The organism is Paraburkholderia phymatum (assembly GCF_038900715.1).
GTDB lineage: Bacteria > Pseudomonadota > Gammaproteobacteria > Burkholderiales > Burkholderiaceae > Paraburkholderia > Paraburkholderia phymatum_A.
Genome location: NZ_JAYMRZ010000005.1, coordinates 303,757 through 327,948, shown reverse-complemented (window position 1 = coordinate 327,948; position 24,192 = coordinate 303,757). Strand labels below are relative to the sequence as shown.

Genomic DNA, 24,192 nt, shown 5'->3' with positions numbered 1-24,192 from the left:
GTTTCGTCACGGCCGTATGCGAAAGTGCAAACGGCTTCGGGCACAATGCCCGGACGCCTCGACTCCGCAATCCCTCAAACTCCAGCGAATTCCAAACGATCAGCCAGCAATGAGCCGTCGCCGCGCCGTCACACGCCCGTTCTCGGGAAAATCAATCGGTCGGACCGTCGGGATCGCCGCGCTCGCGCTGGCGGGACTCGTCGTCGCGCTGCTGTGCGCGGCGCTGCTCGGCGGCTGGCTGCTGCTGCGCGGCAGTCTCGCGCAACTGGATGGAACGCAGCGCGCGCCGTCGCTGTCGTCGGCGGTGACGATCGAGCGCGACGCGCTCGGCGTGCCGACGATACACGGCGCGTCGCGCGCCGATGTCGCGTATGCAACCGGCTTTCTGCACGCGCAGGACCGCTTCTTTCAGATGGACCTGCTCAGGCGCGTCGCGGCGGGCGAGGTGTCCGCGCTGATCGGCCCGAATGCGCTCGATCTCGACAGGCGCAACCGTCTGCATCGTTTTCGCGCCCGCGCGCACGCGATCGTCGAGGCGATGCCCGCCGACCAGCGGCAAATCGTCGAGCGCTATACGGCGGGCGTCAATGCCGGGCTCGCCGCGCTGTCGTCGCGGCCTTTCGAGTACTGGATGCTGCGCACGCAGCCCGAGGCGTGGCGGCCCGAAGATTCGCTGCTGGTCGTCTACGCGATGTACTTCGATCTGCAAGCGTTCGAGACGCGGCACATTCTCGCGCGCGCCGTGTTGCGCGAGCGCGTGCCCGCCGATCTGTACGCGTTCCTGCTGCCCTCGGCGAGCCATTGGGACGCGCCGCTCGATAGCGCATCGACGCCGCCCGTCGAGCCCATGCGTATTCCCGCGACGCGCCCGGACTGGCTATCGGCGACGAAGCCCGTGAGCGCCGCGAGAGACGTGAAAGACGCGAAAGACACGAGAGAAGCAAGCGACGGCCTCGACGACGCGGGCGCGAACAGCTCGGCTGTGGGCAGCAACGGCTGGGTCGTCGACGGCGCGCACAGCGCGCATGGCGGCGCGATCCTCGCGAGCGACATGCATCTCGGGCTGTCGCTGCCGAACATCTGGTATCGCGTGTCGCTGACGTGGCCCGCGCAGGACGGCCAGCCGATGCATGCGCTGACGGGCGTGAGCCTGCCGGGCACGCCGCTCGTGATCGCGGGCAGCAACGGCAAGATCGCGTGGGGCTTCACGAACAGCTACGGGCGCTACATCGATCTGATCGAGCTGCATCGCAATCCCGCCGACCCATTGCAGTACCGCGCGCCCGATGGCGCATGGGCGCGCGCGGACGTCCATCACGAGAGCATCGGCGTGAAGGGCGGCGCGAGCGTCGACTTGCCCGTGATCGAGACGCGCTGGGGGCCGCAGATCGACGTCGGCGAGCGTGCGTATGCGCTGCGCTGGGTCGCGCATGACCGCGAGGCCGTGAACCTCAACCTGCAACGGCTCGAAGACGCGAAGACGATCGACGAGGCGCTGCACGTCGCGCAGACGAGCGGCATCCCGACACAGAACATCATGGTCGCCGACTCGCGCGGCAACATCGGCTGGACGCTGGCGGGTCCGCTGCCGCAGCGCGACCCGAGCGACGCGCAAAGCGGCCCCGACAGCGACACGCCATACGATTCGGCCACGTACAAAGGCTGGCAGCACTATCTGCTGCCCGCGTCGTATCCGAAGCGGATCGATCCGCCGCTCGGCCGCTTGTGGACGGCGAACAATCGCGTGCTGACATCGGACGAAGCGGCGCGGATCGGCGATGCAGGCGCGGACCTCGGCGCGCGCGCATCGCAGATACGCGACGATCTGCTCGCGGCGCCGAGCCCCGACGAGCGCGCGATGCTGTCGATCCAGACCGACGACCGCGCGCAATGGATCGACGTGTGGCGGCGCGTCGCGCTCGAAGCGCTCGACGCGAGCGCGCTCGTGGGCCATCCGCAGCGCCTCGCGTTCCGGCAGCAACTGCTCGCGTGGAACGGGCGCGCGGATGCCGACGCCGTCGGCTACCGGCTCACGCGCGGCTTCTTCTTCGCGCTGTACGACGCATGGTTCGGCAGGCTCGACGCCGATCTCGCCGGCGCGATGCCGGGCGACGGCGGCGGCAATGGCCCGCCCGGATTGCGCGTCGCGAGTTCGCGCTACGAAGCCGTGATGGAGACGCTCGCCGAGCATCACGCATGGGTGCCCGATGGATTTATCGACTGGCGCACGTTCATGCTCGACCGCATCGATCATGCGATCGCGCAGTTGCCTGCGGACGTTGCGATCGACGACGCGCGCTGGGGCGATCGCAACCGCGCCGCGATCGAGCACCCGTTCGCGCGCATGGTGCCCGCGTGGCTGCCGTGGGTGCGCGGCTGGCTCGGCGCGCCGCATGATCCGCTGCCCGGCGACATCAACATGCCGCGCGTGCAGACGCCGAATTTCGGCGCATCGGAGCGGATGATCGTGTCGCCGGGGCGCGAGCAGACGGGCATCTTCGAGATGCCGGGCGGACAGTCGGGCAATCCGCTGTCGCCGTATTTCCTCGCGGGTCACGAAGCGTGGGTGCGCGGCGCGAAGGCGTCGTTTCTGCCGGGCCCGCCCGTGCATCGGCTGACGCTCGGCCGCGCCGGGCAATGATCGCTATATTGATGGTTTTCGTGGAGTGACGGTATGGAGAAGGAACGCAGCAGCGATCTCGTCGCGATGCGCGATCTGTTGCGGCAGTTCGTCGGCGAGCGCGACTGGTCGCGCTTTCATTCGCCGAAGAATCTGGCGACCGCGTTGAGCGTCGAAGCGAGCGAATTGCTGGAGCCGTTTCAATGGCTGGAGTCAGGCGAAAAAAGCGAGCTTGCCGACGACAAGCTCACCGCGATCCGTCACGAAATGGCCGATGTGCTCGCGTATCTCGTGATGCTCGCCGATCGTCTCGACGTCGATCTGTACGCGGCCGTGCTGGAGAAGATCGAGCTGAATCGCGCGAAGTATCCGGCGCACAAGGTGCGCGGCGATTCGCGCAAGTACTCCGAGTACGGCGAGTAACGTCGTTCCGCCCGGTGTCTTCCGCATAGAAAAACGGGCGCGAAGCCGCTTGAGGTGAGGAAATACGGGAGCATTTGACAGTTGCCGCAATGGTGAGCCTGCCGGATGCCGATGCGCTCACGAATGCGCTTGCGGTGAGGCTATTCGGGAGCCGCGCGATGGTGAGCTGCCTCGCAATCCGCACGGCACTGTCGCTAAAGGTGAGGTTTTTCGGGGCGCGGGCGCGCAGTGCGGAACGGCTAGCCGGTGACGATCAGCAGCGCGCCCGTGACGGTCAGCGCGCCGCACCAGAGCCAGTCGAAATTGATCCAGCCACGTCGCAGCATGCCGAGTCCCAGGTACTGATAGGCCGCGAGCGCGATTGCGCCCGCCGTCGCGAGCGTTACGACGGTGTGCACGGCCGTGACCTGGCCGACCGATTCGAGCGAACTGCCGACGGGCATCCCCGCGCCGCATAACGGCAACAGCGCGGGCAGCAGCATCAGGCCCGCGCCGTGCATCGTCGCCATGGCCGCCGACCACAGCGCCAGTCCGACGAAGCCCGCCGTCATGCCGATGCGCACGCGCTGCCGGTGTCCGTAGAAATGGTGATACGCGGCCCACGCGATCAGCAGCGCGCCCATGAACATGCGCAAGTGCTCGGTGTGCGTGAAGAGCCCGAGCGCGACGGCGGACGTGGTCAGGAACATCACGGACACCGCATGCCCGAGCGCGAGCGGCGGCAATGCCATCAGCAGCGCCTTGCGGCTGCCGTGCTGAAGCCCGAGCGCGGCGGCGAAGAGCCACCCCATCGCGGGATTCACGCCGTGGAAAATCCCGCTGCCGATCACCGTTGCCCAGACGCCGTTCATCGCGCTCGCCTTTCGCTGCCGCCTGCGCTCACGGATAGCAGTACGAATCCGACGACGCGTCGCCGCCTTCGAGCCGTATCTGATGCGGACGATGCGAATTCGGCCAGTCGACGAAAAAGTCGTCCGAGACCGTGAGCCCGCCGCTCTTGTCCGCATTCAGCCGGACCATCCAGCCGTCGATGCCTTCCGTGTAGAACTGCTCGTCGATCGCGCCGTACAGCGAGTTCGTGAAGTACACGCGGCTGCCGTCGCGGCTCACTTCGACCATCTGCGGGCCGCCGTTCAGCGGACGGCCGCCCGCGCCCGCATGCGTCGCGCGCGCGGCAATGCCGCCGATGCGCACCGTGCCCGTCAGTTCGGGCCGCATCGGATCGGAGACGTCGTATTGCTTCAGATCGCCCGTGCCCCAGCACGACACGTACAGAAAGCGGTCGTCGAGCGACAGCGCGATGTCGGTGACGAGCGGCGGCACCGCGCCGAAGCCTTTGAGCAGCGGCGGAAGCAGCGAAGCATCGGCGGGTTCGGCGGGAATCTCGATGACCTTGCGCGCGGCCCATTGATCGCCTTCGCGATACCACGTCCAGATCGACGCCGACAGGTCCTTGAGGCTGATCACCGAGTTGACGAAGCCATAGGCCCTGGTCGGATCGTGCGCGGGGCGCAGTTCGAACACCAACTGGTTCTCCGCGCCGAAGTCGACGACCTGTTTGTGCTTGCGCGTGTTCATGTCCCAGAAGTGCAGGCGATGCCCGTACTGGCCGCCGAGCAGCACTTCCGGCACGAGGCCGTTTTCGAAGGTCGCGGGCAGGCCCCATTCGCTCGTCACGACGGTGTCGTAGCCGAGATGCCACCAGCCGTCGTAAGAGAGCTGCTGCGGGCCGCGATCGATTTCCCATTGGCCGCGAATGTCGAACGTTTCGTGGTCCATCAGGAAGATGCCGCCGGGCGCTTCGCCCTGCGCGTTCGCAAGCGCGACGACGTAAATGCCCGCCGGCCCGCAATGCACGGTGTGGGGCCGCGTATAGCCGGCTTTTTCCGCGACTTCGGCGGGTTCTAGCACGCGCACGATCGGCGGATTCCGCTTGTCGGGCTTCGTGTCGAGGATGTGGATGCGCGATGAGCGCAACCCAGGCACGACGAGATAGCGGCGCTCCGTATGCGGATGCGGCGCGTTCGGGCACAGGCACGAACTGCACGCGTTCCAGCCGAAGTGATGCAGTTCGTCGCCCGTGTTTGGCATCGGCACGCTGCTGACGATGCGGCCATAGTCCGCCGAGCCGGGATCGACATCGACGACGGCGAGCTCGTCGGGCGTCTCGCGCGACGGATCGAAGCTTGCCACATACGCGATGGTTTCCTTCGGCGCGCTGCCCGCCATGCGGGCGGAAGGATAGAAGGTCGGATCGGGTTTCCAGGTCGCCATATCTCACTCTCCGAAGGATGTTGTGATGCGGCACGCGGTGCATGCGCGCCGGCTACAAGGAAACGGCGCGCACGTATGAGGTTTTCACTGTAGGCAATTTAAAGGCAGAGCGTGGGCTGATTCGCCTTTGGAACGGTTTTTGTGCGTGCGCCGGCGGCGCGGCGGACGCGATTGCAGCGGATCGGACGCGATTGCGGCGTTCACGCATGTGCGCGCCCCGCGCAGATTAAAATAATGCGATTACTCCGTCTTTTCTCGCTGCTTCCGTAGCAATCGATCATGCGTTCATGGCGTCTCGACCGTCCCGTTTCGCAAGGGCAGCTGGATCTCAGCCGCGCGACGGGGCTCGTGTCGTCGATCGGCAGCGACGACTCGAACGCGCTCGCCTCCGAAGTGCTGAAGCTGCTCGGCGATATCGCCGCGATTTCGCAGTGCACGATCTTCGCGTATGAGTTCGGCAACCGGCCGCGCACGGTGTCGGTGGCCGATCATCGCGGCGGACGCTTTCTGCGCGATGTCGCCGATACTTACGCGCGCCACTTCTACGCGCTCGACGGCAACCAGAAGATCGTCTCGTCCGCGCGCAACGACAGGCCCGGCTCGACGCTCGTGCTGCATCAGCAGACAAGCGACGACATTCTCAACGAAGCGTATCGGGCCGCGTGCTATCAGCAGCCTAACGTGTCGGATCGCGTGTCGCTGCTCGTGCAGCCGACACCCGATATCTGGCTCTCCGTGAACCTGTATCGCGACCGCCGCTTCGGCAATTACCATCCGCGCGAAATCGCGTTGATCGAAGCGATGGCGCCGCTGATCGCGCACGCGGCGAAGCATCACTACGCGATCTGCGGGCAGCGCGACATGGCGATCTCGCATCTGATGCTCGCGCGCGTGCGGGGGCTTTGTCCCGAACTGTCGAAGCGCGAGCTCGACGTGTTGACGGGCGTGCTCGAAGGGCGCACCGCGCAGGAAATCGGCGACACGATGGGCATCAAGGCGACGAGCGTCGTCACGTATCAGAAGCGCGCGTTCCGGCGGCTCGGCATTTCGAGCCAGCGGCAACTGTTTGCGCTGTGCGTCGGGCCGGGCAAGGTCTGACGTTTTCCGTCCTGTACCGGCAAGCCGCGATGGCCTACGCTTAACAGACGAACCCGCGGCGCGATCAGGTTCGACCCGCTGACGTACACGGGGGGAACGAGATATGAACAGGCAACGCTGGCTGGCGCATGCAGCAGTTCTTGTGTGCGGCATGGGTGCTGCGGCAGGCCATGCCGCCGATGTCGTCAACATTCCCCTGCGAGCCTCCGCGCAGAATGCAGGTCAGACGGGGAGTGTCTCGCTCGCGTCGCAGGGAAGCGAGACGTCTCTTCTATTCATCATCAGCGGTGTGTCGCGGACGACGACGCGTCCTCTGCGCGTCTACACATTTATCTATGAAGGATCGTGTGCAAGCCACGCGGACAAGCCCGCCTATTCGATGAACCAAACCCTCAGGCCCGTCAACGATGCGCCGGCCGGGCCGTGGCGCTTTTCGAGGAGCGCGCCCGTTGCATACGACAGGCTTGTCGCGGGGAACTATGCGTTCGTGGTTCGAGCGGGCCCTTGGGACGGGGGGATGGATCTTTTCTGTGGCGAGATCGGGACATCGAGTCACGCGCTCGCAAAATTCCGCGAAAGCCCCTATTTCCGCTGACCTATCCGCGTTTTCCCCAGGCCCGCGCGGGGCTTGAGTTGTACCCAATTTGAGGACAGGCGGCGCAACGCCGCGCTCCATACTGCGACGCATCGCCACGTGTCGCCAATCGTCGAATAGCGGTCCGTTGAAGCGATTGCATCGGGCCGTTGGTGTCCGAGATAGCGTGATCATCGGAGACATCAGTATGGAATCCACCTCGCGAGCCGGTGCACTGGATGCAACGCCGGCAACCCACGCGCAGCAAGCGCAGCCACAGTCCGTAATCGCCAAGGTATCGCGGCATCTGCTGTGGTTCCTGTTCGTGCTGTTCTTCTTCTCGTTCCTCGACCGCATCAACATCGGCTTCGCCGGCCTGACGATGATGAAGGACCTGGGCCTCACCAGCACGCAGTTCGGCCTCGCGACCACGCTCTTCTACGTCGCGTATATCGCGTGCGGCATTCCGAGCAATGTCGTGCTTGCGCGCGTCGGCGCGCGCAGATGGATCGGCACGATCATGATCGCGTGGGGACTCGCATCCACGGCGACGATGTTCGCGACGAGCCCCGGCACGCTGTACGTGTTGCGCGTGCTGGTCGGCGTGACGGAAGCGGGCTTCCTTCCCGGCATCCTGCTGTATCTGACCTACTGGTTCCCCGCCGCGTACCGTGCGCGCGCCAACGCGCTCTTCATGATCGCGATGCCCGTGACGGCGGCCGTCGGTTCGGCGCTGTCGGGCTTCATCCTCGGACTCGACGGCACGTTCGGACTGAAGGGCTGGCAGTGGCTCTTTCTCGTCGAAGGCCTGCCGTCGGCGATTCTCGGCCTCGTGGTCTACGCGTATCTGCACGACAGCCCGCAAGACGCGCACTGGCTCGACGCGGATGAAAAGCGCACGCTCGCGGTGACGCTCGCCGTCGAGCACCGCAACGACCCGACCGCGCAAGCGCAATCGGGCCACGACAAAAGCATCGTCAGCGAACTGCTGTCGCCGGCCGTCGTGAAGTTTGCGATCGCTTACTTCTGCCTCGTGAATACGCTCGCGATGGTCGCCGTGTGGACGCCGCTCATCGTGAAGAGCTTCAGCGCCGATGCGAGCAATCGCACGATCGGCCTGCTCGCGGCGATTCCGCAGGTGTGCACGATCGTCGCGATGATCTGGTGGGGCCGCCGTTCGGATCGCAAGCAGGAGCGCAAGTGGCACCTGATGCTGCCGATGCTGTTCTCCGCCGCAGGCTGGCTGTGCACGGCCTGGTCGCCGAATCCGGCGCTGCGCATGCTCGGCGTGTGTCTCGCGTCGGCGGGTTCGTACACGGCGATGTCGATCTTCTGGACGACGCCTGATCATGCGCTGAGCTTCCGCGCACGGGCCATCGGCATTGCTGTCATCAACGCGACGGGCAACATCAGCTCGGCGCTGAATCCGCTCGTGGTCGGCTGGCTGAAGGACGCGACGCGCAGCTTCTCGGCGGGGCTGCTGTATTCGGCGGCGCTGCTCGTGATCGGCGCGATCGTCGTGATGTTGTTGCCGATGGACAAACGCGAAGCGCCGCATGCGCGTGCCGCCTGAAGGTATTGAATCTGGAGCATCGAATGAACAAGGCATTCAAACCCTATCCGTTCACCGCGAAGCAATACAAGGCGCGTGTGCCCGAACTGAAGCAGGGCGTGGACGCGAAGCGTCATGCCGTGACGATCGTCGGCGGCGGGCCCGTCGGCCTCGCCGTCGCGTCGGGTCTCGCGAATCACGGCGTGCGATCGGTGCTGATCGAAGCGGACGATTCCGTCTGCTACGGCAGCCGCGCTATCTGCATTTCGCGCCGCAGCCTGGAGATCATCGAGCGGCTCGGCGCAGTCGATGGCTTTCTGAAGACCGGCTTGCCGTGGACGGGCGGACGCAGCTTCTACCGCGATACGGAAGTGCTGCACTTCACGATGCCGCAGGACGAAAACCAGAAGCTCCCGCCGATGGTCAACCTCGCGCAATATCACATCGAACAGTTCCTGCTCGACGCGGCGGAAAAGCGCGCCGATCTGATCGACATCCGCTGGCAGACGCGCGTGAAGTCGATCGATGCGCGCGACGACGGCGCGACGCTGCAACTCACGACAGCCGATGGCGATTACGCGCTCGACACCGATTGGGTCGTCGCGTGCGACGGCGGGCGCAGCACGATCCGCGAAGCACTCGGACTGCAATTGCAGGGCACGAGCTATGAAGGGCGCTACGTGATCGTCGATATCGAACTCGACAGCGAGCGTCCGACGGAACGGCTCGCTTACTTCGATCCGTCGTCGAATCCGGGTTCGACGGTGCTCGTCCACAAGCAGCCCGACAACGTGTGGCGCATCGACTATCAGTTGCGCGACGGCGAGGACGCCGAGCAGGCCGTGAAGCCTGAAAACGTGATGCCGCGCGTGCAAAGCCTGCTCGACATGATGGGCGAGAAGGGCGCGTGGGCGCCGATCTGGATCACGATCTACAAGGCGAATGCGTTGACGCTGGAGCGCTACCGGCACAACCGCGTGATGTTCGCGGGCGATGCCGCGCACCTCGTGCCGATCTTCGGCGTGCGCGGCGCGAATTCGGGTATCGACGACGCGGACAACATCGCGTGGAAACTTGCGCTCGTCGTGAAGGGACTGGCATCGCCGGCGTTGCTCGACAGCTATTCCGATGAGCGCGTCGCCGCAACGCACGAGAATCTCAGCTACGGCACGAAGAGCACCGAGTTCATGGCGCCGCCGTCGTTCGCATTCGATCTGATGCGCAGGGCCGTGCTGAGTCTTGCCGTCAAACATCCGGGCGTGCGCTCGCTGATCAATCCGCGGCAGACGTCGGCGATTACGTACGCTCAGTCGCCGCTGAATGTTGCGGATGCCGAAGCGTTTGTCGCGGGCCCCGTGCCGGGTGCCGTGCTGTCCGAGTATCCCGTGACGATCGCGGAAGGCGGCCAGGCACGCGAGGCGCATCTGACCGATCTCGTCAGCCCGCGTTTCACGGCGCTGTGCTTCAGCGACGAAGGCGATGTGCCTGCCGGTTTCAACGAGCTTGCCGAAACGATGCGCGAACGCGGCGTGCCGTTCAGGATCGTGCCGCTGAGCGCGCGCCTGCATCCCGAGACGAACGGCGTCCACGCGTGGGACCACACGGGCCGTCTGTTCGAGCGTTACGACGCGAAGCCGGGCACCGTGTATCTCGTGCGTCCCGATGGCCACGTGCTGGGCCGCTGGCACAATGCGCGCGCCGCCGACGTCGAAGCGGCGATCACGCGCGCGCTGTCCTGATCAACTGACTGAACGAATGGAGAACGCGATGACCGATGCAGAACTCGATGTCGTCTATACGCGGCTGTGCAAGACGATGACGCAACTGGGCGAGGCGCATGCGCCGCTGTTTCTCGCGCGCTTTGCGCTGCTGGCGATCCAGAAGGTCGACGATCCGGATGTGTCGCTGAGCTTGATCGATGCGGCGAGCGAAGGGATGGGAGATTAACGGCCGGCCCCGTTTTTGAGATCTTGCGCGGGGCCTCTTCAATACAATCGTGCCCGGATGTTTCCCCCAAGTTCGGGGATCATCCAGATCATTGGCAGTCCGGAAACACCAGGAGCACGATTGAATGAAAGTAGTAGAAGCAACCGCGATTCAACCGGCGCAAGCCGCGCACGGCGATAACGCGCACGGCGATAACAAATAGCATGGCCAGGGGAATACTGGCTGCGGCTTTTATCTGGGTGATCGGCGTGGAGATCGTGGCCTGGTGGTGCATCGACGTGAGCGCGCTCGGCGGCGAGGCGTTCTTGCCGGACGTCGTTTGGGGCGTGACGCCTGTTTCGATTCTCACCGGCATTTTGGTCGGCCGCGCGGGAGGTCGTGGGCGGCTGGACAGGCGCACGGATAATTGAATCCTGAATCGTGTCGTGTCGTGTCGGCGGCGTTACGCTGCGGCATCGAGTGCCCGCCGCACGCCTCCTACTCCGGCTCGCCTTCCTCGCCTTTCGCCAGCTCGCTGATCAGCGCATCGACGGCCACATACAGATCGTCGATGATCTGCGTACCGACCTGCCTTTCCAGCGCGCGATATTCGGCCTCCAGAAGCGGCGCCATCCGTTCGACGATCTCCGCGCTTTGCGCCGTCAGCGACACGCGCACGCGCCGCTGATCGTCTTCGAAACGCTCTTTCGTCACGTGACCGAGATCCTCCATGCGCGCGAGCACGCCAGCAAGACTCGGGCTCGAAATCGTGCAGAGCGCGCATAGCTGGCGCGGCTCCAGCGGACCGTTTTCGTGCAGCGCGCGAATGATGCGCCACTGCTGCTCGGTGAGCCCCTGCGCCGTCAGCAGCGGACGAAAGCGCGCCATCATGAGTTCGCGCGCGCGCAACAGCAGCATCGGCAGATTGCGATGCATCGGGCGCGGCTCGGGAGTGCGGGACCGGGTCATGAACGTCGACGTCGAAGCGAGAAAAAGCGATTCGCTAGGATATAAGCAAAGCGGCCCGCACGACAGTGGCGCAAACCGGTTTTGATTTTCGACGCTGGCTACAATCGTTGGGCCGGCTGTCGCGCGACGTCGGCGGAAGTCGGGCAGCGCGATGCGAAAACGCCAATCCGCCAATCCGCGAACCGCGAACCGCGAACCGCGAACGGCCCAGGACATACCCTTGGATATCTATCCCCGACCGCTTGGTCGGTTTATTCTACGAAACTTCGCTGTTTTTCCCGGATAGTTGGGGGCATTGTGTTCGTCCATCACCAGTTCTTCGACGATGCCGATCAGCACGCGGCCGCGCTGCGGGGCTGGGATCAGCGTTACGACCAGATCGGCGCCGGCGCGTTTCGCAGCGCCGTGAAGCAGATCGAGTTGAACGGCGTACACCTCTTTCACGAGTCCGCCAATTTGCGCGTCGTGCAGCGCGGATACTTGCCGTATGGTCAGATGACCTTCGGCGTTCCGCTCACGGGCGCGGGTTCGTTCACGTTCGGCGGCGCGCGCGTCGATCGCGGCGCATTCGTGATGGCGCCGGGCGGCGAGCCATTCGAGTTCCATTCGCCCGATGAGATGTCGCTGGTGGGTGTCGTGATCGGCTCGGACATGCTGCAAGGGATCGCCGACAGCGCGGGCGTCGATTTGACCGATGCTCTCTTTCGACGCACGGTCGTCGATATTCCGAACGCCGCCTGCGCACGCGCCGGATTGCAGATCGCGGTGCTGCTCGAAAGCGTGCTCGCGCAGCCTGATGCATTCGACGACGCGCGCGCACAGCACGCGCTGCGCAGCCGCGTCGGCGAGGTGCTCGTCGATCTGCTCGCGTATCACGTGCCTGCATCGACGAACCGGCTCACGCACGCGTGCCAGTCCGATATCGTGCGGCGCATTCACGACTTCGTGATCGAGCATCCCGAAGAGCCCTTCGACATTCAAAGCCTCTGCACGCAGTTGCGCGTGAGCCGGCGCACGGTGCAGAACAGCTTCCAGGCCGTCGTGCAGACCAATCCGTTGACGTATGTGCGTTCGCTGCGTCTGTCGCAGGTGCGGCGTCTGCTGCTCGATACGCGGCAGGCCGATCTGTCGGTCAGCGACGCCGCCGCCCAATGGGGATTCGTGCATCTCGGACATTTCGCCAGTGCGTACAAGGCGCAGTTCGGCGAATTGCCATCGCAGACGGCGCGCCGATCGTCGCGCGCGCCCACCGCACGATGACGTCGGCCCGTTCCTTTTCGGGCTTCTGCTGAACGTCGAAGCACAGCACACGAAATCGTGCGATCCATCTTGCGCGATCGCCCGCTCATCGTTATATTTTTTATAGCTAACGCCAAACGGCGGCGGCGCGATGTGTATCGCATGAACGATCGCTGACGGACAACGTTGTCGATGGACGACAGATGCGAGCGGACCTCGCCATCGGTGCCGCTATATTGTTATAATTTCTATAACGATGAACCTGAGAGAACCAGTGCAAACAGCGGTACATAAGGAGCGCGCTGTGCATTCATATACGCCGCAAGAGAACGGCGAGGTGGACAGCAGCGCTCCATCCGAATGGCTGACGCGCTACCCGGCGTTTCGTGATGCGCTTCATCACGGCGCGACGCGTTTCGGCGCGTTGCCGCTGCCGGCGAAAATGGCGGCGATGCGGCGCACGCACGCTGACGCATCGAGTTATCACGGCATCGCGCCGTATATCGATGACGTCGCGGCATCGTACGTCGAAATGTTCGCGCACCAGGTGGACGAAGCCGTGACGGGGCATTTCGCCGCGCAGTTCGGCGACGGCGAAGACGCCAGGGCGGCGGCGCGCGCGCAACTGGAAGAGCTCGCGCGCGAGGCGCCCGTGATGCGCTATCCGGCGATCGCGCGGCCGCCGTGCCTGCTGTCGACGGGCAAGGCGGTCATCATGGAAGGCTGGATGCGCTACTTCTTCTATCGCGCGCGAGGCGATGCGACGATTCCGTTGCTGGCCGTCGACTGGCCGCGCTTCGACGCACAGCTTCAGCGGTGCCGCGCGCGGTCTTCATGAACCCGGCTCGGCCCGTCGCGTAACACGGCGGCGCGACAGCAGCGACAGCACGCCCTTGAGCGCATAGATGACGATCAGCGTGCCCGCCAGATCGCCGATCACCATCGCGAGAAAGCGCTCGACGATGTTCTGCGTATCGCCGCGCAACGCGAACCAGATGTGATGCAGCAGCGGGCTCGCGATCGAATACGCGAGCACGAGGATCAGCAGGCGTTTTGCCGTGAGATTCGCGAGCGAGGCCTGCAGACCCCAGAGCTCGCGCGAGAGACGATAGACGCCGTATGGCGCCGCCGTCGCGATGATGCCGCCCGCGAGCGAGCGCACGATGTCGTTCGGAAAGAAGTACGCGAAGTTGACGATCCAGCTTGCGATCAGCAGGCCGAGCGCGCCGTCGGCGCCGAGCAGCAGCGTGCTCAGCAGGCGGATGCCCGCAGGCAGATAGATCCAGTTCACGCCGCGCACGAATTGCGAGTGCGTGAAGATCCGCTCGTTTGCCCATAGCGAGAAGATGAACACGACGACCGTGCCCGTCACCGAATACAAGTGCAACTGAAAGCGTGACACCGTCGTAAAATCCAATTGTTGCTGTTGCACACAGCGGCGATGATAGCCCACCCAACTTTTCTGCAACCAGAACCCGAGCGCGCCCGGCAAGGCGCCGAACCGGAACTTCGTGCATGACGCGTCCCGCGGACATCTACCTTCGCTTCCTGCAACTGGCCGACGCTTTGCGCGGCCTGCCGTCGTTGCCTTCGCTGGACCCGCTGGAAGAGAAGATTCTGGAACTGGTCGCGCGCGCGGGGCAGAGCAAGGAGCGCCTGTCCGTGCGCGACATGATGGCGAGGAGCGAACTGGGCTCGCCCGCGACGCTGCATGCGCGGCTCAAGTCGATGCGCGACAAGGGCTGGATCATGCTCACGGATACGGAAGACACGCGCCGCAAGCAGATCGAACTGACACAGGCGGCGCTCAAGCACTTCGACAAGCTGTCGGAGTGTCTTGTGAAAGCGGCGAAGAGCCGCTAGTTGCCAACGCCACTACCAGCCAGCCACAGAATTGGCCACTCGCGCGAAGTGGTCGCGCAAAACGCGATGGGTCGCGCGAAAAAAAGAATCCGCGCTCGGACGAACGCGGATTCAAACGCACGCTTGAGCGGAGACTGCAAGCGGCTTGATCGTCAACAGACTTTGACGAGGAGAGAGCGCGGTCTTTCGAGAGCGGTCTTTCTCGCTTACGCTGCGCGGGCTGCGCTTACCCGTGGTTATGCGCCGGATTGCGGCACGCGCCGACCTGCACGTTCGAGTCGTTCCACGCCGAGCCCAGGATGATGCTGCAGAAGTTCAGGCGCTTGTATTCCGGATCTTTCAGCGCGAGCACATCGGCCTTCACGTTGCCGAACGTCGTCAACGGCTTGTGCTTCGTGCCGTTCGCGAACGCTTCGATGATGTTTTCCTTGAAGCTCTCGCCGCGCGGATGCGCAGCCACGATCAGCTTGCGGTCCTCCGAAGAGAACTCGTCGTAGGCGAGACCCAGCACGTCCATCTCGACGCCCGCCGTCACCAGCGCGACCACGGGCTTCTTGTACTGCGGAATGCCTGGCGTCGTATGCAGCGCGATCGCGTCCCACACCATGTCGATGTCGTTTTCGTCGATGCCATAGCCTTGCAGGAAATTGCGCGCAGTGTTCGCGCCGTCGACTTCGAAGCGGTCGTGCTTGCTGCTGTACTTCTCCGTCAGGCCCATGTCATGAAACATCGCGCCGATATACAGCAGCTCCGGGTCGTACTTCAGCTGCTTGCGCTCGCCCGTCAGCGCGCCGAACAGAAAGACGCGGCGCGAATGGTGATAGAGCAGATCGGTTTCGGTGTCGCGCACGAGCTGCGTCGCTTCGCGCGCCAGCTTGCTGTCGGGGATCTTGATGCCTGCAATGATTTCGCTCATTTCGGGTTCTCCAGAACGTGGTCGGCGGTGGCCGTTCGCTTTGCCGATGCGAGCGAGCGGCGTATGACCCAAGTGTAGGGAGAGCCCTTGCGCGCGGCAAAAGCATTGATACGCGCGATGTTGCCAACCGCGCGCGGTTTTCTGCCAACGTCCGCCGATGGCGCTTATGGCGCTTAGGTGAGGATTTTCGGGAGCGTCGCAGCGCGTTCGATGCAGCTCACGCGTGCCTGTTTTACGCTTGCCTGTTCCGCGCGCGCACGGTGCGCGTGTACGACGCGATCATCGTCGCGAGTTCCTGCGCGGCGGGCGTGAGGGGCGCGGCCGCGCGTTGCAGCACGCACACCTGCTGCTCGCCCGCGCGCTCGCGCACGTCGATTGTGGTCAGCACGCGCGCAAACGGCCCGCGCTTCGTGACCACCGATGCCTCCAGCGACAGGCAATCCGTTTCGCTCACGAGATGCAGCGACTCGAACAGCCCTTCGACCGTCGCGACGATTGTCGGCGGCTTGAGCCGATGGTTTCTGAACAGATCGTTGAGCCGATGCGCTTGCGGATCGTCGGTGAGATTGGGCGAGCGCGTTGCGATCCACGCGCAGTCCGCGAGTTCGGCAAGCGACTTCGCGTGCGCCTTCGGATGACCGCGCCGGCATACGATGACGGGATCGGACGCATAGAGTTTCGTGACGGAGAGGTCGGTCGTATCGGTGTGCTTCGACACCAGCGCGATCGCGAAATCGAGCGTGCCCTCGCGTATCCACGAGATCATCATGCGCGACGTGCCCGTCCGCATATGCACGGCGACGCGCGGGAAGCGCTCACGGAACTCCGTCAGCACGGGCGCGCCCGCGTCGATCAGCGGTTCGGTCGTCATGCCGAACGTCACCTGTCCCGTGTACTCGCCGCGCAGTTGCTGCGCTTCGTGTTCGGCGCGCGCGCATTCGCCGAGGATCGTCGCCGCGCGTAGCAGCATCCGTTGCCCGAGCGCGGTCAGCGCGATGCCGCGATTCGTGCGCGTGAAGAGCGTCGCGCCGAGCATCGCTTCGAGGTTCTGCAACTGCTGCGTGACGCCGCTTTGCGCGATGCCGAGCGCGCGCGACGCGGCGCGGATGCTGCCGTGCTCGGCGACGGCGGTGAATACGCGTAGCTGCGAAATGGTCAGGGGCATCGTCGAAAGAGGGGAGATGCGGCGGAAATCGCGCGTTCGGTAAAAGTGATCATGATAGACAGATTTGCACTTTTTCGGATCACGGCTGGGCCGTACGATCGAGCGCAACTGATTCCCTTCCGTCGCCTGACAGCCATGAAAAAGCCACTGTTGATCGTTGTGCTCGCCGCATTCGGTTTTGCAAGCCACGGCGCGTTCGCGCGTGATAACGACGCGATCCGCCTCGGCATCGACCCGACCTATCCGCCGATGGATTCGAAAGCGCCCGACGGCAGCGTGAAGGGTTTCGACGTCGATCTCGGCAATGAAATCTGCAAGCGCATTCACGCGCGCTGCGAGTGGGTCGAGCTGGAGTTTTCGGGCATGATCCCCGCGCTGCAGGCGCGCAAGATCGACGCGATCATGTCGTCGATGGCGATCACCGCGAAGCGCGAGCAGCAGATCCTGTTTTCGTCGAAGCTGTTCCAGTTCAAGTCGCGTCTGATCGCGCGGCCGGGCGCGGGGCTGAACGGCAGCGCGCCCGCGACGCTCGCCGGCAAGCAGATCGGCGTGCAATCGGGCACGCAGTTCGAGTCGTTCGCGCAGACGCATTGGGCGCCCGCAGGCGTGCACGTGGTCGCGTACAAGGGCCAGGACGAAGTGTTCAACGACCTGATCAACGGGCGTCTCGACGGCGCGCTGCTCGGCACCGTCGAAGCCGACTATGGCTTTTTGCGCACGCCGCAAGGCAAGGGCTTCGCGTTCGTCGGCGAGCCGCTCGACATGGGCGATCGCGGCGTCGGCATCGGACTGCGCAAGGACGAAGCCGCGTTGCAGGCGTCGATCAACACGGCCATCGCGTCGATGCTGAAGGACGGCACCTATGCGCAGATCGCGCACAAGTATTTCGACTTCGATCCATACGGTAACTGAACCGCAACCGACCCCGCAACTGACCCGCAACCAACCCTGCAACTGACGCACAAGTCATCCCTCAAGCGATTTACGGCCACGCAAAGATCACATGAACAGGCAATCGATTCCGCTTCTCTCGCCGGCTATCGGCACCTCGCGCGAACTGGTCGCGTTTCATTTCGGCCCGCAAAACAGCGGGCAAAAAATCTACATTCAATCGTCGCTGCACGCGGACGAAACGCCCGCGATGCTGACGACGGTGCTGCTCAAGCGACGTCTCATCGAACTCGAAGCGCAAGGGCTGCTGAGCGCCGAAATCGTGCTCGTGCCCGTCGCGAATCCTGTCGGTCTCGGGCAACACGTGCTGGGCCAGTTTCTTGGCCGCTTCGAAGCGGGCAGTGGCAAGAACTTCAACCGGCATTTCATGCAGTTCACGGCGTTGCTCGACCGCGCGAAAGACCGTCTCGGCGACGATGCGCAGGCGAATCGCAATCTGATTCGCGAACTGGTGCGTGAACAGCTGGATGCGCAAAAGCCGCTCACCGAGTACGAGTCGCTGCAACTTGCGCTGCTGAAGCTCTCATACGATGCCGACGTCGTGATCGATCTGCATTGCTCGCTCGAAGCCGTGATGCACGTCTACACGAGCGAGGCGGGCTGGCCGGAGATCGAGCCGCTCGCGCGCTACTTGCGTTCGCAAGCGTCGCTGATTGCAACCGACTCGGGTGGCCAGGCATTCGACGAAACGCACAGCCTGCTGTGGTGGCACCTACAACAGCAGATGCCCGCAGGCAAGCCGGTGCCGACGGGCACGGTCGCGGTGACGATCGAATGCCGGGGACAGCGCGACGTGTCGTATGAAGTCGCGCAACGGGACGCGGATGCGCTCGTCGACTATCTGACGTATCGCAAGGCCATCGAGGGCAGCGCCAAGCCGCTGCCCGAACTGCCGATGCCCGCGACGCCGCTGGCAGGCAGCGAGCAGTTCTATGCGCCCGTGAGCGGCATCCTCGTGCACCGGGCGAATATCGGCGACATGATCCGCGTCGGCGATCCGCTGTTCGATATCGTCGATCCGTTGACCGACGAGACCACGACCCTCACCAGCCATACGGAAGGCGTGTTCTACATGCGCCGGGCGATCCGTTTCGTGACGGCGGGCGCGCCGCTTGGCCGCGTGACGGGCACACGGCCTGTCAGGACGGGCGTGCTGCTCGGCGCATGAAGTTGCTGGCCGAGTTGCTGGCGACAGTGCCGAACGAGGTTGCACAGCCCTCGGGCGCGAGTTTAGGCGCATAAACTCGCCGTGCGAGGGACGGGCACGCGGCGCGAGCCTCTAGCCGCGCCGCATGCCGCAGTACAGCGTCAAGCCACGTTGAACCGCTCGGCGGGGACGCTGCGCGACAGGTTCGGCCCGAGTGCCGCGCGTGCCGTTTCGAACGCCTGCCAGTCCGCGTAATCGGGCAGCGACGGAATCGTCGCGAGTTCGCCGCGATCGAAGCCGACGAGCGACGCATCCACCATCTTTTCCGCCGACATCACGATGCCTTGCTCTTCGAGCATCCCGATCGGTACGCCCGCGACATCGAAGAACTCGGTGCGCGTCGCGCCCGGCATCACGGCTTGCACCTTGACGCCCTTGCTCGCCAGTTCGTGATGCAGCGATTGCGTGAACGCGAGCACGAACGCCTTCGTGCCGCCATAGACTCCGTTCAGGATTTCCGGCGCAATCGCCACAATCGACGCGATGTTGATGATGTTGCCGCCGCCGCGCGCGACGAACGCGGGCGCGACCGCGTAGGTGAGCCGCGTCAGCGCGACGACGTTCAGCTTGATCATCGATTCCATCGTATCGACGTCCGCATCCAGCAGCGGCGCGGCCGCGCCGAAGCCCGCGTTGTTCACCAGCGTCGTGATGCTTGCGTCCGTGCGCAGCAGGTTCTCGATGCGACGGATGTCGGCGTCGTCGTTGAGGTCGGCGGTGACGATTTCGACCGAGCGGCCCGTTTCGTTCGTGATGCGCTTGGCCAGTTGTTCAAGACGCGCGCGGTTGCGGGCGACGACGATCAGATCGTAGCCGCGGCGCGCAAGGCGGTCCGCATACACGGCGCCGATGCCCGACGAGGCGCCCGTGACGACGGCCGTGCCAATGCTAGCGGTGGGATTCGAGGAATTCGACATGACAATGCTCCTGAAGAAAAGGGAAAGCAGGTTCGACGTCGCGTCGGCTGCATGTCCGCAAGATTAGGTGCATACTCATGTGGCCTCAATGTCATAGATGCCACTTTTTAGGACATCGCTGGAGCGAAGCCATGCTGCGCGTCGGAATCGTTTTGTTCCCCGGTTTTCAGGTGATGAATCTGGGCATGACGACGGTGTTCGAGTTCACCAACCGCGAGGTGAGCGAGCCGTTGTACGAGTTCGTGCTGCTCTCCGAGCGCGGCGGGCCAGTGCGCTGCTCGTCGGGCTTTACGGTGACGACCGAGCCTTTCGACGACAGCCGCTTCGACACGATTCTGATCGTCGGCGACAACGATCTGTTGCCGTCGACGCCATCGCTGATCGAGTTTCTGAAGCGCGCGGCGCCGTCCGCGAGGCGTGTCGCGGCGGCGTGCACGGGCGCGTTCCATCTGGCCGAGGCCGGGCTGCTCGACGGGCGGCGCGCCACGACGCACTGGTTTTACGCGGAGGATCTCCGCAAGCGTTACCCGGCGGTGAAAGTCGAAGAGGACCGCATTTTCATCATCGACAACGACGTGTGGACGTCGGCGGGCATGACGGCGTGCTTCGACCTCGCACTCGCGTTCGTCGAAAAGGACGCGGGTGTGGAACTCGCGCGCCACGTCGCGCGCAAGCTCGTGCTGTATCACCGGCGCGCGGGCGGGCAATCGCAGTTCTCCGCGCTGCTCGAACTGGAGCCGAAGTCCGATCGCATCCAGACGGCGCTCTCGTATGCGCGGCGCAATCTGCACACGCCGCTTTCCGTCGAACAGCTCGCGGACGCCGCGCATCTGAGCCCGCGCCAGTTCACGCGCGCATTCAGGGAGGAAACGGGGCAGACGCCGGCGAAAGCGGTCGAGCGCTTGCGCGTCGAGGCGGCGCGCCTGATGCTCGAGACGGGACGGCACGGCGTCGATGTGGTCGCGCGCGACACGGGCTTCGGCGACCGCGAGCGCATGCGCCGGGCATTCTTGCGCGCCTACGGCCAGCCGCCGCAGGCGATTCAACGGATGACGCGGGGGATCGAGTGATGTCCGCCACACTTCCACGGATACTCACGCGCGCCGCTGCGCAACCACAGCCCGCGGCGCGCGCGTGCCAGCCGTTCAGATCGTCAGCTTCGAGACCTTGGTGCCCGCGAGCGACACGTCGGCCATCAGCCCCGAGTTCGTCATCACGATGGCTTCGACGGGCGCGGTCGCCGTCGAGGTATCGATTGCGCCGTTCGCTCCCACCTTGATCAGCGCCACCGACGCGTCCGCGCCCGCGGACCAGCCCTTCGCGTTCTGGAACGTGTCGAGTGCGTCCTGTGTCATGAACAGGAAGATGATCGCCTTCGACTGCGCGCCCGCCGTGAGTCCGAAAGATCCGGAAACCGTGCTGTAATAGCCCGCCGTGCTGCCGCCGACACGCAGCGCACCCTCGCCATACTGCCCGCCGACGACGAACCCGACCTGCAGCACCGAAGGGAACACGAGCACGCCGCGCGCTTTCGACACCAGTTCGCGCGAGCCCTGCACGCTGGTATAGAGCTTGGCCATCGTGCCGTCGACGCTCGCGTCGATCGACTGGCGCTTGGACATGTCCGTAGCGGCCGATTCCCCGCTACTCGTGGTGGTGCTGCAACCGGACAGCAACAGACCGCCGTACGCGAGGGCAGCAACACTTGCTGTTACGAAGTGTCTTCTTTGCATTGTCGTTCTCCGTGTATGAAGCGTTGAGGGAAATGCACATCTGCACGCGCGATTGCGCGCAACACGCAATCCGCGACACGTCCGTCACGCATCGCGGCATGCGTTCGCGATCGCGCGCGGTCCTCCCGATCTCAAGCGCTCGACCCTCGTAGCATTGGCATGACGATCGGGAACAGTAGATCGAAGTGGTCCATCAGCGAAGGGTGTTCGGGTGCGTAGACATACGGAAACCCGACAGCCGCGCTGCTTCAACCAATATCAGAAATGGGCGGAAGTTGCGAAAAACAGTCGCGTGAATAGCGCCAAAGAGACCTTCGGCGCTGGGCTATTCTTCATGAGGTAGCGCCAGTGTGTCGCGAGGCGAAACGCGATGCGCGATCGTTTCCCTGGCCGAGCCATTGGAAACAAAAATCGCCGCATGGCAGCGGCGATTTTCGATTCGGACCGATGCAGCGAAGGCGCGCTTGCGACTACCGCGACTACTGCGGCGACGCTGTAGCGCCCGATGCCGGCGACGCTGCAATCGCGGGCGTGCTGTCGAGTGCCGTCGTTTCGTGCGCGGGCATCATCGGGACGGTGGGGACGAGCGGTGTCAGGGGCGCGATGGGAGCCGCAACGGGCGCCGCGGGTGTCGCGGGTACTGCCGATGTTGTGGGTGTTGTGGGTGTTGCAGTTGCCGCCGCTGGCGCTTGCGTCGCAGGCATGATGACGGGCGCCGCGTTGCCGCCCAGCGTTGCGGGCATCGGCGTAACGACGAGCGCGGGGGGAGCGGGGGGCATGGGCAGCGGCGTGGCGCTGACGGTATCGCCGGGCACGGGCGAACTGCGCACCACGCTCGCAAGATAGTGGCCGACGAGATCGAAGAAGCCGTTATAGAACTTGCCCGACTGGATCGTCTCGCTGGAGATCTTCACCATCGCGTCGCTGTTCGAGCGGATAGGCAGCGACAGCGAGCCGAGCACGCTCAGCCCGACGCTCGCCGACGTATCGCTCTTCTTCAGCGCATAGCCGCTCTGCACCGCGTTCGCATAGACGATGCTGCTGTTCGTCGCATCGTCGCCCGCCGTGCAGACGATATGAAATTCGACGGTGAAATGCGAATCGCTGGCGGGCTGGAAATTCTTGCTCGCGTCGACGGTATCGGGGCGCACCAGCGTCGTCATGTAGCCCTGGCTGAGCAGCGCTCGGCGCGCGCCTTCGCAGGCTTCTGTGCTTCCCACCTGGAACGTGCGCGTATAGGGGCTCGCGCTGCTGTTGACGAAGTCTTCCTGAAGCTTCGCCTTGGGCGGCGTCGAACACGCGGCGAGCACGGCAAGCGCGGGCAGGGTCAGAGCGAGAGCGACTCGGGACGGGCAGCTGAACATGGCGAAAAAAGCGGACTACGAGACGTCGGACGGCATGCATTGTAGTGCGGTTTCAGCCAGGCCGTTATGACGGGCGGCGATGGTCGTGCGGGACGCAACACATGTCGCGACACATGTCGCCGCATCGGGCGACAGACGCCGCAACGCGCGTAAAACGGGGCGCGGACGCCCGTCCGCGCCGCGCAAGTGCCGCAAGCAAGTGTCGCCAGCAACGCAGCAAACCTTTCGCCAGCGCATGACGAACGATTCCGAAAGCCGCGGCACGATGCGCCCGCGCGTCGCTCAGCGCACCCAGCTTTGCGCGACGCGCGGCAGGTCGAGAGAAAACACCGTCCCGGCGAATTCATCCGACTTGCCCGTCACCTTGCCTCCATGCATGTGCACGATCTTGTGGACGATGTGCAGCCCGAGCCCGAGCCCTTCGCGCGACCGTTCGCCGTCGCCGTTCGAGCCGAATGCCTCGAACAGATGCGGCAGCACGCCAGCGGGAATCACGCCGCGATTGCTGATCGTCAGCCTGATCCAGTTCGGCGCTTCGCCGTCGACGTCGACGGCAATCGCGCTGTCGTGCTCGCCGTGGTGCAACGCGTTGCTGATCAGATTCGAAATGGCCTGCCACAGCAGATCGGTGTCCCAGCTTCCCGTCGAATTGCCGCGCGCGTTCAGCGTGATCTGGCCGGCGCGCTCGTGCGTCGCGAACTCTTCGATCACGCCCCGGCACAGCGCCGCCAGCTCGGCTGTGCGCGGCTGAAGCTGCATGCGTCCGCCTTGCAGGCGCGCGAGATTGAGTAGCTGATGCACCATCCGCGACATGCGCATCGAGCTGTTCTTGATGCGGCCCGCGACCGTGGCGGACTGCTCGTCGGGCGCATTGCGCGCCAGATATTCCGCCGACGCGAGCACCGTGCCCAGCGGCGTGCGCAGATCGTGGCCGAGCACGGCCATCAGCATTTCGTTGGCTTCGAGCAACTGGCGCGTGGTCAGCAACTGATCGGCGAGCTGTCGCTTGTGCTGCTCCAGCTGCACGAACACGTCCACTTTCGATTGCAGGATGCGCGTATCGATTGGCTTGTGCAGGAAATCGACGGCGCCCGCTTCGTAGCCGCGAAACGTGCGCGATGCGTCTTCGGTCGTGGCCGTCAGGAAGATGATGGGCACGTGCGACGTGCGCGGGCTGCCGCGCATCAGCGATGCCAGCTCGAAGCCGTTCATGCCCGGCATGTTGACGTCGAGAATCGCGAGCGCGGCTTCGTGCTTGAGCAGCAGATCGAGCGCGGCCGTTCCCGAGTTCGCGACCAGCAGCTCGACGCCCGGACGCGCGAGCAGCGCTTCGAGCGCCGTGATGTTATGGGCGATGTCGTCGACGATCAGAATGTTGACGGGTGAATTCGTCATGTCATC

At 64.5% G+C, this 24,192-nt stretch carries 24 protein-coding genes; 13 read left to right on the top strand and 11 right to left on the bottom strand.

From position 1 onward, the window contains the following. Positions 1–109 precede the first annotated feature (109 nt). Complete coding sequence (locus tag VSR68_RS12520; RefSeq protein WP_342940145.1) at positions 110–2,641, top strand: penicillin acylase family protein; 2,532 nt, start codon at positions 110–112, stop codon at positions 2,639–2,641. A gap of 33 nt (positions 2,642–2,674) precedes the next feature. Further along, positions 2,675–3,043, top strand: coding sequence for a nucleotide pyrophosphohydrolase (locus VSR68_RS12515; RefSeq protein ID WP_342940144.1), 369 nt, complete (start codon positions 2,675–2,677; stop codon positions 3,041–3,043). Positions 3,044–3,282: 239 nt separating this feature from the next. On the opposite strand, the gene VSR68_RS12510 is transcribed toward VSR68_RS12515, so the two are convergent. Then, complete coding sequence (locus VSR68_RS12510; RefSeq protein WP_342940143.1) at positions 3,283–3,894, bottom strand: hypothetical protein; 612 nt, start codon at positions 3,892–3,894, stop codon at positions 3,283–3,285. 28 nt (positions 3,895–3,922) lie between these two features. After that, entirely contained in the window at positions 3,923–5,317 is a 1,395-nt protein-coding gene (locus VSR68_RS12505; protein WP_342940142.1) for a selenium-binding family protein, read from the bottom strand. A 279-nt stretch (positions 5,318–5,596) separates the two neighbouring features. On the opposite strand from VSR68_RS12505, the gene VSR68_RS12500 reads away from it, so the two are divergent. From VSR68_RS12500 to VSR68_RS12480, 5 genes are all read left to right on the top strand, one after another. Continuing rightward, entirely contained in the window at positions 5,597–6,415 is an 819-nt protein-coding gene (locus VSR68_RS12500) for a helix-turn-helix transcriptional regulator (protein ID WP_342940141.1), read from the top strand. 103 nt (positions 6,416–6,518) lie between these two features. Continuing rightward, positions 6,519–7,010, top strand: coding sequence for a hypothetical protein (locus VSR68_RS12495; RefSeq protein ID WP_342940140.1), 492 nt, complete (start codon positions 6,519–6,521; stop codon positions 7,008–7,010). A 187-nt stretch (positions 7,011–7,197) separates the two neighbouring features. Then, a complete protein-coding gene (locus tag VSR68_RS12490; protein WP_342940139.1) occupies positions 7,198–8,562 on the top strand; it encodes an MFS transporter in 1,365 nt (454 codons plus the stop codon). Between the two features lie 23 nt (positions 8,563–8,585). After that, on the top strand, positions 8,586–10,280 hold the full coding sequence (locus VSR68_RS12485) for an FAD-dependent oxidoreductase (protein ID WP_342940138.1): 1,695 nt from the start codon (positions 8,586–8,588) through the stop codon (positions 10,278–10,280). Between the two features lie 28 nt (positions 10,281–10,308). Further along, positions 10,309–10,488: a hypothetical protein gene (locus VSR68_RS12480; protein WP_090864302.1), complete on the top strand. Its 180-nt coding sequence runs from the start codon at positions 10,309–10,311 to the stop codon at positions 10,486–10,488. An 88-nt stretch (positions 10,489–10,576) separates the two neighbouring features. Here VSR68_RS12480 and VSR68_RS12475 read toward each other — a convergent pair whose 3' ends face one another. Beyond that, positions 10,577–10,837 (bottom strand): hypothetical protein, encoded by a 261-nt coding sequence (locus tag VSR68_RS12475; RefSeq protein WP_342940137.1) that lies wholly within the window; start codon positions 10,835–10,837, stop codon positions 10,577–10,579. Positions 10,838–10,965: 128 nt separating this feature from the next. Next, positions 10,966–11,403 carry a homoprotocatechuate degradation operon regulator HpaR gene (gene hpaR / locus VSR68_RS12470; protein WP_342940136.1) on the bottom strand — a complete coding sequence of 146 codons (438 nt, stop codon included), beginning with the start codon at positions 11,401–11,403 and terminating at the stop codon, positions 10,966–10,968. Between the two features lie 330 nt (positions 11,404–11,733). On the opposite strand from hpaR, the gene VSR68_RS12465 reads away from it, so the two are divergent. Beyond that, positions 11,734–12,696, top strand: coding sequence for a helix-turn-helix domain-containing protein (locus tag VSR68_RS12465; protein WP_342940135.1), 963 nt, complete (start codon positions 11,734–11,736; stop codon positions 12,694–12,696). A gap of 283 nt (positions 12,697–12,979) precedes the next feature. After that, a complete protein-coding gene (locus tag VSR68_RS12460) occupies positions 12,980–13,513 on the top strand; it encodes a hypothetical protein (RefSeq protein WP_342940134.1) in 534 nt (177 codons plus the stop codon). Here VSR68_RS12460 and VSR68_RS12455 read toward each other — a convergent pair. Continuing rightward, positions 13,508–14,077: a hypothetical protein gene (locus tag VSR68_RS12455; protein ID WP_342940133.1), complete on the bottom strand. Its 570-nt coding sequence runs from the start codon at positions 14,075–14,077 to the stop codon at positions 13,508–13,510. The two genes, VSR68_RS12460 and VSR68_RS12455, sit on opposite strands and share 6 nt — an antisense overlap. 113 nt (positions 14,078–14,190) lie before the next feature. Between VSR68_RS12455 and VSR68_RS12450 the strand changes: the two genes are divergently transcribed. Next, positions 14,191–14,538: a winged helix-turn-helix domain-containing protein gene (locus tag VSR68_RS12450; protein WP_342940132.1), complete on the top strand. Its 348-nt coding sequence runs from the start codon at positions 14,191–14,193 to the stop codon at positions 14,536–14,538. Between the two features lie 226 nt (positions 14,539–14,764). On the opposite strand, the gene VSR68_RS12445 is transcribed toward VSR68_RS12450, so the two are convergent. Further along, positions 14,765–15,454, bottom strand: a complete 690-nt coding sequence (locus tag VSR68_RS12445; RefSeq protein WP_342940131.1) for an HD domain-containing protein — start codon at positions 15,452–15,454, stop codon at positions 14,765–14,767. A gap of 232 nt (positions 15,455–15,686) precedes the next feature. Then, complete coding sequence (locus VSR68_RS12440) at positions 15,687–16,619, bottom strand: LysR substrate-binding domain-containing protein (RefSeq protein ID WP_342940130.1); 933 nt, start codon at positions 16,617–16,619, stop codon at positions 15,687–15,689. A 135-nt stretch (positions 16,620–16,754) separates the two neighbouring features. Between VSR68_RS12440 and VSR68_RS12435 the strand changes: the two genes are divergently transcribed. Next, positions 16,755–17,531 (top strand): transporter substrate-binding domain-containing protein, encoded by a 777-nt coding sequence (locus VSR68_RS12435; protein WP_342940129.1) that lies wholly within the window; start codon positions 16,755–16,757, stop codon positions 17,529–17,531. 91 nt (positions 17,532–17,622) lie between these two features. Continuing rightward, entirely contained in the window at positions 17,623–18,738 is a 1,116-nt protein-coding gene (locus VSR68_RS12430; protein WP_342940128.1) for a succinylglutamate desuccinylase/aspartoacylase family protein, read from the top strand. A 140-nt stretch (positions 18,739–18,878) separates the two neighbouring features. Here the strand turns inward: VSR68_RS12430 and VSR68_RS12425 are convergent, their stop codons facing one another. Further along, complete coding sequence (locus VSR68_RS12425; RefSeq protein ID WP_342940127.1) at positions 18,879–19,694, bottom strand: SDR family oxidoreductase; 816 nt, start codon at positions 19,692–19,694, stop codon at positions 18,879–18,881. Positions 19,695–19,825: 131 nt separating this feature from the next. On the opposite strand from VSR68_RS12425, the gene VSR68_RS12420 reads away from it, so the two are divergent. Beyond that, positions 19,826–20,764, top strand: a complete 939-nt coding sequence (locus VSR68_RS12420; RefSeq protein WP_342940126.1) for a GlxA family transcriptional regulator — start codon at positions 19,826–19,828, stop codon at positions 20,762–20,764. A gap of 75 nt (positions 20,765–20,839) precedes the next feature. Here VSR68_RS12420 and VSR68_RS12415 read toward each other — a convergent pair whose 3' ends face one another. From VSR68_RS12415 to VSR68_RS12405, 3 genes are all read right to left on the bottom strand, one after another. Beyond that, positions 20,840–21,427 carry a BPSL1445 family SYLF domain-containing lipoprotein gene (locus VSR68_RS12415; RefSeq protein WP_342940125.1) on the bottom strand — a complete coding sequence of 196 codons (588 nt, stop codon included), beginning with the start codon at positions 21,425–21,427 and terminating at the stop codon, positions 20,840–20,842. Between the two features lie 479 nt (positions 21,428–21,906). Beyond that, positions 21,907–22,791 (bottom strand): DUF2242 domain-containing protein, encoded by an 885-nt coding sequence (locus VSR68_RS12410; RefSeq protein WP_342940124.1) that lies wholly within the window; start codon positions 22,789–22,791, stop codon positions 21,907–21,909. A gap of 282 nt (positions 22,792–23,073) precedes the next feature. After that, entirely contained in the window at positions 23,074–24,186 is a 1,113-nt protein-coding gene (locus VSR68_RS12405) for a hybrid sensor histidine kinase/response regulator (RefSeq protein ID WP_342940123.1), read from the bottom strand. Positions 24,187–24,192: the final 6 nt, after the last annotated feature.

Excerpts from the sequence above, each read along its gene's own strand:
- VSR68_RS12505 (WP_342940142.1), bottom strand. The coding sequence starts at position 5,317 with ATGGCGACCTGGAAACCCGATCCGACCTTCTATCCTTCCGCCCGCATG.
- VSR68_RS12425 (WP_342940127.1), bottom strand. The coding sequence starts at position 19,694 with ATGTCGAATTCCTCGAATCCCACCGCTAGCATTGGCACGGCCGTCGTC.
- VSR68_RS12515 (WP_342940144.1), top strand. The coding sequence starts at position 2,675 with ATGGAGAAGGAACGCAGCAGCGATCTCGTCGCGATGCGCGATCTGTTG.
- VSR68_RS12520 (WP_342940145.1), top strand. The coding sequence starts at position 110 with ATGAGCCGTCGCCGCGCCGTCACACGCCCGTTCTCGGGAAAATCAATC.
- VSR68_RS12490 (WP_342940139.1), top strand. The coding sequence starts at position 7,198 with ATGGAATCCACCTCGCGAGCCGGTGCACTGGATGCAACGCCGGCAACC.
- VSR68_RS12440 (WP_342940130.1), bottom strand. The coding sequence starts at position 16,619 with ATGCCCCTGACCATTTCGCAGCTACGCGTATTCACCGCCGTCGCCGAG.
- VSR68_RS12410 (WP_342940124.1), bottom strand. The coding sequence starts at position 22,791 with ATGTTCAGCTGCCCGTCCCGAGTCGCTCTCGCTCTGACCCTGCCCGCG.
- VSR68_RS12450 (WP_342940132.1), top strand. The coding sequence starts at position 14,191 with ATGACGCGTCCCGCGGACATCTACCTTCGCTTCCTGCAACTGGCCGAC.
- VSR68_RS12500 (WP_342940141.1), top strand. The coding sequence starts at position 5,597 with ATGCGTTCATGGCGTCTCGACCGTCCCGTTTCGCAAGGGCAGCTGGAT.
- VSR68_RS12485 (WP_342940138.1), top strand. The coding sequence starts at position 8,586 with ATGAACAAGGCATTCAAACCCTATCCGTTCACCGCGAAGCAATACAAG.
- hpaR (WP_342940136.1), bottom strand. The coding sequence starts at position 11,403 with ATGCATCGCAATCTGCCGATGCTGCTGTTGCGCGCGCGCGAACTCATG.
- VSR68_RS12480 (WP_090864302.1), top strand. The coding sequence starts at position 10,309 with ATGACCGATGCAGAACTCGATGTCGTCTATACGCGGCTGTGCAAGACG.
- VSR68_RS12420 (WP_342940126.1), top strand. The coding sequence starts at position 19,826 with ATGCTGCGCGTCGGAATCGTTTTGTTCCCCGGTTTTCAGGTGATGAAT.
- VSR68_RS12510 (WP_342940143.1), bottom strand. The coding sequence starts at position 3,894 with ATGAACGGCGTCTGGGCAACGGTGATCGGCAGCGGGATTTTCCACGGC.
- VSR68_RS12405 (WP_342940123.1), bottom strand. The coding sequence starts at position 24,186 with ATGACGAATTCACCCGTCAACATTCTGATCGTCGACGACATCGCCCAT.
- VSR68_RS12430 (WP_342940128.1), top strand. The coding sequence starts at position 17,623 with ATGAACAGGCAATCGATTCCGCTTCTCTCGCCGGCTATCGGCACCTCG.
- VSR68_RS12495 (WP_342940140.1), top strand. The coding sequence starts at position 6,519 with ATGAACAGGCAACGCTGGCTGGCGCATGCAGCAGTTCTTGTGTGCGGC.
- VSR68_RS12435 (WP_342940129.1), top strand. The coding sequence starts at position 16,755 with ATGAAAAAGCCACTGTTGATCGTTGTGCTCGCCGCATTCGGTTTTGCA.
- VSR68_RS12415 (WP_342940125.1), bottom strand. The coding sequence starts at position 21,427 with ATGCAAAGAAGACACTTCGTAACAGCAAGTGTTGCTGCCCTCGCGTAC.
- VSR68_RS12445 (WP_342940131.1), bottom strand. The coding sequence starts at position 15,454 with ATGAGCGAAATCATTGCAGGCATCAAGATCCCCGACAGCAAGCTGGCG.